The organism is Streptomyces sp. (assembly GCF_031178505.1).
In the GTDB taxonomy this organism is placed as follows: domain Bacteria; phylum Actinomycetota; class Actinomycetes; order Streptomycetales; family Streptomycetaceae; genus Streptomyces; species Streptomyces gulbargensis.
Window position 1 is genome coordinate 1 of sequence record NZ_JAPSIW010000956.1, and the last position, 2,212, is coordinate 2,212.

At 72.2% G+C, this 2,212-nt stretch carries 2 protein-coding genes and 1 riboswitch; both genes read left to right on the forward strand.

Features of this window, described 5'->3' with window-relative positions; translation table 11 throughout:
- Positions 1 to 916, forward strand: a 916-nt coding sequence (locus RIF68_RS34985; protein ID WP_309055574.1) for an insulinase family protein, incomplete at its 5' end; no start/stop codon positions are given.
- Between the two features lie 222 nt (positions 917 to 1,138).
- Positions 1,139 to 1,303, forward strand: a riboswitch (cyclic di-AMP (ydaO/yuaA leader).
- 10 nt (positions 1,304 to 1,313) lie between these two features.
- Positions 1,314 to 2,084, forward strand: a complete 771-nt coding sequence (locus RIF68_RS34990; RefSeq protein ID WP_309055576.1) for a M23 family metallopeptidase — start codon at positions 1,314 to 1,316, stop codon at positions 2,082 to 2,084.
- The last annotated feature ends 128 nt before the right edge of the window (positions 2,085 to 2,212 follow it).

Below are 2,212 nucleotides of genomic sequence, written 5' to 3' on the forward strand. Positions count from 1 at the left end.
CCCGTCCCGCCGGGCGGCCAAGCAGCTCTCCAAGGAACTCTTCCCGGCCGACTCGCGCGTCTCCCGGCCGCGCCAGGGCACGGAGGAGACCGTCGCCGCGATCGACGCCGCCGCCGTCCGCGCCTTCTTCGAGGCGTACGTCCGGCCGTCCACGGCCACCGCCGTGGTCGTCGGCGACCTGACCGACGTCGACCTCGACAAGGTGCTCGCCGAGACCCTGGGCGCCTGGACCGGTGAGCCGGCCGAGCCGCGCCCGATGCCGCCGATCACCGCCGACGACACCGGACGGGTCGTCATCGTGGACCGTCCCGGCGCCGTCCAGACGCAGCTCCTCATCGGCCGGATCGGCCCGGACCGCCACGCCGGCGTGTGGCCGGCCCAGGTCCTCGGCACGTACTGCCTCGGCGGCACGCTCACCTCCCGCCTGGACCGCGTCCTGCGCGAGGAGAAGGGCTACACCTACGGCGTGCGGGCCTTCGCGCAGGTGCTCCGTTCCGACGCCGAGGGCAACGGCGCCTCGATGCTCGCCATCAGCGGCTCCGTCGACACCCCCAACACGGGCCCGGCACTCGACGATCTGTGGAAGGTGCTGCGGACGCTCGCCGCGGAGGGGCTCACCGACGCCGAGCGCGAGACGGCCGTGCAGAACCTGGTGGGGGTGGCGCCGCTCAAGTACGAGACGGCCGCCTCCGTCGCCGGCACGCTCGCCGACCAGGTCGAGCAGCACCTGCCGGACGACTACCAGGCGCAGTTGTACGCGCGGCTCGCCGAGACCGGCACGGTCGAGGCCACGGCCGCGGTCGTCAACGCCTTCCCCGTGGACCGGCTCGTCACCGTCCTGGTGGGCGACGCGGCGCAGATCGAGGAGCCCGTACGCGCCCTCGGCATCGGCGAGGTGACCGTCGTGACCGGCTGACGGCCGACCGGGTCCGGTGCACCGGACCCGGCCGGCGACGGACGGAGGACCCTGATGTCACAGGACGTCAGGGTCCTCCGCTTTGTCCGTATTGGGAGAAAGGATGCGCGTCTGCGCTGTGGCATGTCTTACAAACAGCCGAGACTGTTTGCCGATTGAAAGATCGTACGCATAGCGTCATGGGCGCTGTCCGCCCGTTGCACGCGCCGCACCCGCGGCATCGGACAGCGATCGCCGAGTCCCCGTCAGGCGCGAGCCTGGGGAGCCGGGGACCCGCACGCAGTCCCTGGGGTGAATCGGACGCCTTCGCCACGCGCGGAGGGGCCCGTAGGAGACCTTCCTGCTCCGAACCCGTCAGCTAACCCGGTAGGCGAGAAGGAAGGAAAGGACCGTCCTCTTGGCGTTCACCCGTGCCACCGGGAAGCATCGTGCTCCGAGCCGGATGGCGCGCCGCGGCGTGGGCATCGCCGGCGCGGCCACCCTCGCGACCTCCGGCGTCATCGGAACCCTCGCCTCGCCGGCGCTCGCCGCCGACACGGAGGACCGCTCTCCCGAGGACACCGGCCTCACCCGCGTCATCACCGAGGACTCGCTCGCCGACCGCGTCAACGCGCAGGTCGCCGCCCAGGAGCAGGAAGCCTTCGAGACCGCCGCCAAGGAGAAGGCCCGCGCCGAGGCGAAGCGCAAGGCCGAGGCCCGCGCCCAGGAGATCCGCGAGGCCCGCGAGCGCGCCGCCCGCGAGGCCGAGCGCCGCCGCCTCGCCTCCTTCCAGCTCCCGGTCTCCGGCTCGTACGTCTCCACCGGGTACAAGACGGGCGGCTCCCTCTGGTCCTCCGGCAGCCACTCCGGTGTCGACTTCCACGCCGCCTACGGCAGCCGGGTCGTCTCCGTCGGGGCCGGCACCGTCGTCGAGGCCGGCTGGGGCGGCGCGTACGGCAACAACATCGTCATCCGGATGAACGACGGCACGTACACCCAGTACGGTCACCTCGCCTCCATCGAGGTCCACGTCGGCCAGACCGTCGAGCCCGGCGAGCAGATCGGCGTCTCCGGGTCGACCGGCAACTCCACCGGACCGCACCTCCACTTCGAGGCCCGCACCAGCGCCGAGTACGGCTCGGACATCAACCCGGTCGCGTACCTGCGTGCCCGTGGTGTCGCCCTCTGAGGCACCCGACCGAACGCTCCACCCGCCCCGGCTCCCCGCGAGCCGGGGTTTTTCTTCGGCCAAAAGAAAGCCCTGAAGGGGGCCGGGCCATCGGAATTTCCCGCCCCTTGCCCTAGAGTCGCGTGCAA